This window comes from Sulfuricaulis sp., assembly GCF_049587675.1.
GTDB lineage: Bacteria > Pseudomonadota > Gammaproteobacteria > Acidiferrobacterales > Sulfurifustaceae > Sulfuricaulis.
Genome location: NZ_JBAVEJ010000223.1, coordinates 1 through 6,436 on the forward strand (window position 1 = coordinate 1; position 6,436 = coordinate 6,436).

Consider the following 6,436-nt stretch of genomic DNA (forward strand, 5'->3'; position numbering starts at 1 on the left):
GTCGCTCTTGAGCTCCGCGCAGCGCGCGAGATCCGCCGGCTCGGCGGCAAAACCGGCGCGGCCGATTGCGACAAGACAGACGGCGAACACGAGACGTGTAAACGATGGCCACGTGAAGATTCGAGCAGTATTCACAGTGGATGTGCCGATGCTGAATCCTGTCTGATTTTTTTGTTATGGATTCTTAAAAGCGTATACCCAGTCCAAGGTAGGGACCGGCGGCAGTCATTTTCCAAACAGTTCCATTATTTTCGTAATCCCAGTACAACTGGCGATAACCCACCTTGGCAGTGAAGTCCTTGGCATACATCCAATTCACGCCGGCGATCACCTGGTATGTGAAATCCGAACCGCCCGCGCCTGCGTCCACATAACCAGTCAACCACCAGTTGTCGGCAATAGGTTGGTTCACAATCAGTCCCACCACGGCATCGGTCCAATTCTCGTGACCGCTTGCAGTCGGCGCGCCGCCCGGGAATACAATCCCCGGCACCGTCGTAATCTTCACGTCCGCAGCGGCTACCAGCCTGGTGTAGCGCAATGCGCCTATCACATCGAGCTTGGTTTTTTCATCGAGTAAACGATATCCAACCGTTCCTTGATAAATATACATGGAGGTTGTGACTTGCAGCGCGCCATTCACGCTCACGTTCCCAAATGGACCGGTCACTGTTTTCGAGCCTTCATCCTGGATCTTGAAGTACACGCCCTCCAGACCATACATCCAGCGCCCCTGGCGTGCCGTGAACAGCCCCATAAGACCTGATTTGAGATCGTTCCGGATATCGCTGAAAGGCATGTCCAAGTCCGCCTTGACCCCACGAATCCCAACGGTGCCGTTCAGCCCCGCCGCAAGAAAATAGGGCGTCACTTCGTACTCCCATGCACCGCCCTCGTCAGCCATACCGGTCAGACTGAAGCCACACCCCAGGAGCGCGAATGGCAGGATTACGGCATTGAGTGGTCGCATCGTATGTTGTCCTTTCTAATGTTCTAAAAGCGGGGGCTTCATTCGGAAACCGGCATGTTCGCGTCTTACGCGAGGGTTACCGATGGTTTGCTCTCCGATGGTTCTTCGTCTTCGCCTCAAATTCGAATGCGAATTCGCTGCTCGGATTAGAGATGGATTTTCGGGAATATTAAGGTCGAAAACCATTAGACTTTGGTCCAATAACCGCAGTACCCACCGCCGGCGAGAGAAAAGCAGGCCCGTGGCGTACCGCTGTCGTCAGCTTATTTCCAGGCCATAAAAAAAAGAAACCCTCCGTCGGGCGGAGGGCAAACTTTCGTCTCACAGGGAGGTTAACAGACTCAGGAGGAGAGAGACGAAAGATGAGGTTCTATACCATTACCCGGCGGTTCGCCATTGGACCAAGGTCCCATATGGCCCTTGACGCAATTACCCGGGCGCCTGGTCATGTTTGCGCTTTGGGCCAACTGCCGTCGCAATCGCAGCGAGCAGAGTCTGCTCCGTCAGTGGCTTGCGCAGGTAGGCCACGGCGCCCTTTTGCAGCGCGCGTTCACGCATGGCGTTGTCATCGAAGGCGGTGATGAAAATAATCGGTACGTGTATGCCGCGGTCCAGCAGCGCCGCCTGCACATCCAGCCCGCTGACCGAGGGCATGTGCACGTCCAGCACCAGACAGTCCGGTGCCCCGGTGTGGGAGGATTCGAGGAACTCGGCGCCGGACGCGAACGCTTCCACCTCATACCCGCAGGCGCGCAGCAGGCGCGTCAACGCCTTGCGCACGGGCGCATCGTCGTCTATTACCGCCATGAGCATACGGGAGCTGGTCATCAAGGACCTCGCGCTAAGTCCCGAAGCTTACTGAAGTCCCGGAAAAAAAATATAGGACCTTCGTCCAATACGAACCACATGGTGAAATGAATTTGCGGGGGGATGGCATTGGTCTGCCTTGACTCAATCAAAGCAGCCGGCTGCTGGATAACCTCGCGGAAGTAGGAAAAAAGGGGTCAATCGCGGAGGGGGGAGGGTATCGCATTACCCTTCTCGACCGCCCGCACCAGATCAGCGACAGAGTGGGCGCCCATCTTCTCCATCACGCGTCCACGATGGACTTTGACGGTTTTCTCCCCTACCGCCAATTCCGAGGCAATCTGTTTATTCGGCTTGCCGGCAACGACACCGCATAGCACTTCGTATTCCCGCGGGGTCAGGCGGGCAAGACGCTCCTGGATAATGGAGATCTCAAGATGATGCTTCTGTTCCCGGCGGCTGCGTTCCAGAGCATCTCCTACTACGCGCATAAGATCCTGCGCTGCGAACGGCTTGGGGAGAAAATCCACGGCGCCGTTCTTCATCGCGCGAACGCTAGTGGGAATATCACCGTGACCGCTGATGAAAATAACGGGGAGAGAATGGAAGGTTCCTGCCAGTGTTTGCTGCAATTCCAGCCCGTTCAGGTCGGGCAATTGCACGTCCAGCACCAGGCAAGACGGCCCCGGGTAGGCGTCGCGCCGCATGAATTCCCCGGCGGAGGCAAACGTCTCCGCGAGGTAACCGGCGGTTTTAAGCAGACGCCCCAGGCTCTTGCGCACGGAGGGGTCGTCATCCACGACAAATACTATCGGTGCGGCTTCAGTCATTATGTCGAATCATCGTTGATGGGCAGAACAAATCGAAGTGTCACTCCACCGCCGGGATTGTTCGTCGCCCAGATACGCCCGCCATGCATATTGATAATGGAACGGCAGATAGCCAGTCCCATCCCCAGACCGTGGGATTTACTGGTAAAGAACGGCTCAAACACCTTGTCGACCTGATCAGGAGGAATACCCGTGCCGGCATCCTCCACCGCGACCTCTACCGAGTGCGCATTGATGCGCCTGGTGGCGATTTCCAATCTCCGTTCACTGACAGGAATGCCCTTCATGGCGTCAAGGGCGTTAATCGTGAGGTTCAGCATGATCTGGTGCAACTGAATCCGGTCTCCGCGCACGGCGGGCAGTGCCGGGGCCAACTGTGCCGCAACCGAGACATTCTTGATAAGAGCATCGCTGCGGATAAGCTCGATGACCTCGAGAATAACGCTGTTAAGGTCGAGCGCCTCGGATTTCAGCTCGCTCTTCTTCATCAAGTTGCGCAAACTCCGGATTATCTCACCGGCACGCTTATCGTCGGACACAACATCGTCGAGAATCTCACGTATTTCCTCCATGTCGGGCGCGGAGTCATCCAGCAGGCGCTGGGCTGTCTGGGCGTTGCTCAGAATCGCGGTCAACGGCTGATTGAGTTCGTGCGCGAGTGATGCCGTCATTTCACCCATCATGGCGACGCGCGCGAGGTGGGCCAGTTCGTTGCGCTGCTGCGCCATTTCCATTTCCGTGTGTTTACGCGCGGTGATGTCGGTAGCCGAGCCGAGAACCTGATTCGCCGTCCCGTTCGCGTCCAGAATGGGTCGCTTGACAGTCTGCAGCCAATGGACTTTTCCGGTAGCGTCGGTAATATGTTCTTCGGCGATAAATCGCTCCTGCAACGAATCCATGACTTCGAGGTCCATCCGGCGAAACAACTCGACTTCTTCTTCGCTGCGATTGAAATCCGCGTCCGTTTTTCCGATCAGGGCCTCGACGGTCGTGCCATAGATGTCGGCAACGGCCTGATTGGCCAGAGTAAACCGGCCCTGATGGTCCTTGGCAAAGATCAGGTTAGGCGTGATGTCGAGGACTTGCCTCAGGAAAGCCCGTTCTTCCTTGATCTGCGCCTGGCTCTCCTCCAGTCGCTCCTGCGAACGCTTCTGCTCGGTCAAATCGATCGACATGCCTACGCCCCGGTCGCTGCATCCGGGCAACAGCGTGATCGAGATCATTACGGGAATTCGCCGCCCGTCACGCAGCATGTACTCTTTCTCGTAGGAAGCGATGATATTTTTTCCCGTCGCGAACTCCTCGATCGCGTGCCGGTCGAGATGGGAATAACCGGGCGCGGTCAGCTTGTCCCAGCGGACCTGACCCGCCTCCAGTTCCGCGCGACTGAAGCCGGTGAGCCGCAGATAAGCGTCATTGGCATCGAGGATACGACCGTCCACGTGCCAGAACGACAATGGTACGACGTTCGATTCAAACAGTGCCCGGAATTTGAATTCGCTTTGCTGGAGGGCCTCTTCCGCCCGTTTGCGTCCGGTGATATCGCGCACCACGGCCGAAGCGCCGGTGATTTGACCCTGTTCGTTTCGGATCGGTGCGACATTGAGCGAGATCTCGATCGACGTGCCGTCTTTGTGCCGGCATATCGTTTCAAACCGATCGAGCGATAGTCCCGCGCGTATTTTTTCGAAGACGACCGATGCCTTATCCCGGCGATCCGGCGGGGCGAGAATTGAAATGTTCTGCCCCACGATCTCCCCGGCGGAATAACCGAACAGCTTTTCCGCCGCGGGGTTCCAGGTCCGAATCGTTCGCTCGGCTGTCAGGCTGAAGATGGCATCGTTGGATGATTCGACAACTGCTACGAGGAGAAGATGCTCCTCCTCCGCGCGCTTGCGTTCGGTGATGTCAATGCAGGAACCGATGTAACCGGCAAAGCGTTGGTCGTCTCCAAACTGGGGGCTGCCAGAATCCAGGATCCAGCGATATTCGCCGTCATGACGGCGCAGCCGGTACTCCATGGTGAATGGTTCGCGTGCATCGAACGCGCGCTCATAGGTATCCACGCAGCGCTGCAGGTCCTCCGGATGAACGCCCTCGGCCCAGCCGTCGCCCAGTTCCTGTTCCATGGTCCGCCCGGTGAACTCCAGCCAGCGGCGGTTGAAGTAAGTGCAGCGTTTGTCCGTGCCTGACATCCAGATCAGTACCGGCGCCGAATCCGCCAGCAGTCGGAATCGCGCTTCGCTCTCGCGCTGCGATTGCTCGGCGAGCCTGTGTTCGGTGATGTCCTCGAGAATGGCGACGCCGAAAGCCGGGCCGTCCTCTTTTTCGCGCAGCATTGACATGCTGAGCTGGCCCCACATGATTTCGCCGCTTTTGCAGAGGAAGCGTTTTTCGATCTGGTAGTGATTATATTTTCCGGCGAGCATCTCCTGAAACAGCGCGACGCACGGATCAACGTCCTCGGGGTGCACGAATTCGTGAAATGCCATCATGCGCAGCTCATCGGACGTGTAACCGAGCATGCGCCGGAGCGCCGGATTGCCTTCGATGGCATGTCCGCCCCTGTCAATCAGCGCGATGCCAACGCTCGCTCGGGAGAAGATGGCGCGGAATCGCGTCTCGCCTTTTAGCGATGAGTCGTTCAACCGCCTTCGCTCAACGATCTCCACAAGCAAATCTCCCTGGCTCTACGGTTGTCGCGGCTTCCCGACGGTTACCCTCGCCGGGCGCGTGTATTTTTAGACGAAATCCTGCCCTCTCCTGCCGGAACCTTTAACCATAGTTTTCTCTTGCAGCCGTACCCTATTGTCTGGACTAAGACCAATATAATCAAACCTTAATAAACTACATATATTATTGATGTGAATCAAATCAGACCCGGATAAGGAAAAGCAGGCAACTGGATGAATCGGTTGGCAAGATATCTGGCTTTTTAGTCCATCCAGGCGGCCGAAAAGCAGGCTCGCCGGGCGCTAGTGTACAAATGAACAGCGGAATGGCGCTCGCGGACCAGCCGGTGAAATGGGCGGCATGCGCCGCCTCGTGCACCACTGCCGCCGCCACCAAGTAACCCTGGACCATCAAGGTCGAGGCGGCCGGGGATGTTGGCAAGCAGAATGACCTTGGTGGCATTCAGGAAAAAAACGCACACGGCGCAACCAGCGCGATCAACAACAACAGGAATCGCTTGCCACATTCCTGCGTCGCGCGCAGGAAGACAGCGCCGATGCGCTCGAATAGCTCCGTGGTCGACACCATGCCGCTGAAGAGCAGTGCCAGTGGTATTGCCGCGGTCTTCATGGCGCCAGTGATATCCTCTCCGTTCAGGATACCCACGGCGAACAAGGCGCCGACGCCTCGTAACGCGGCCAGCGCCATGTCGACAACATGATGCACTTCACGAAACGGAAAAGTGGCCGTCTCGATGTCTTAGGAAAAAAACTACGAACAGCCCTCATCCACAGAATCGAGAGCCGTCCGTTTCCGCGCTGATTGGATCTTCGAGATCGCCGGAGTATGCCAATTCAAACAAATCTGTGCACTACTCCATCGAAGCCAAAGCAGCGCGCGTTGGCCTCTGAACGGCGCAAAGCGTTCGCGTCACTGAACCAGCGGAATCTGGTCGGCAATATTGAATCGGATGGCGGCGCGGATTTTGTTTTCAATCTGCAGATAGCGCGCCACCTTCTTTGCGGGCAGCACTTTGCCAAGCTTCGCCGCATAGGATTTGCGCATGGCCGCCTCGGACGCCTCGACGTCGAGCATCTCTTTGATCAGGGGCTGCGCCTGCTGGTCGGTCATGGCGCCGCTGTTGTAGGCTTTGGCG

Annotated in this window: 6 protein-coding genes; all 6 read right to left on the reverse strand. The window is 57.1% G+C overall.

Features of this window, described 5'->3' with window-relative positions; translation table 11 throughout:
* Nucleotides 1–184 precede the first annotated feature (184 nt).
* Nucleotides 185–970, reverse strand: a complete 786-nt coding sequence (locus WB402_RS11635; RefSeq protein ID WP_424208026.1) for a hypothetical protein — start codon at nucleotides 968–970, stop codon at nucleotides 185–187.
* Between the two features lie 429 nt (nucleotides 971–1,399).
* A complete protein-coding gene (locus WB402_RS11640) occupies nucleotides 1,400–1,798 on the reverse strand; it encodes a response regulator transcription factor (protein WP_424208028.1) in 399 nt (132 codons plus the stop codon).
* Between the two features lie 176 nt (nucleotides 1,799–1,974).
* Nucleotides 1,975–2,607, reverse strand: coding sequence for a response regulator transcription factor (locus WB402_RS11645; protein WP_424208029.1), 633 nt, complete (start codon nucleotides 2,605–2,607; stop codon nucleotides 1,975–1,977).
* A complete protein-coding gene (locus tag WB402_RS11650) occupies nucleotides 2,607–5,279 on the reverse strand; it encodes a PAS domain S-box protein (protein WP_424208031.1) in 2,673 nt (890 codons plus the stop codon). The genes WB402_RS11645 and WB402_RS11650 overlap by 1 nt, the downstream gene beginning before the upstream one ends.
* 463 nt (nucleotides 5,280–5,742) lie before the next feature.
* Nucleotides 5,743–6,006, reverse strand: a complete 264-nt coding sequence (locus tag WB402_RS11655) for a hypothetical protein (RefSeq protein ID WP_424208033.1) — start codon at nucleotides 6,004–6,006, stop codon at nucleotides 5,743–5,745.
* Nucleotides 6,007–6,210: 204 nt separating this feature from the next.
* Nucleotides 6,211–6,436: hypothetical protein (locus WB402_RS11660; RefSeq protein WP_424208035.1), on the reverse strand; the 226-nt coding region annotated here is incomplete at its 5' end.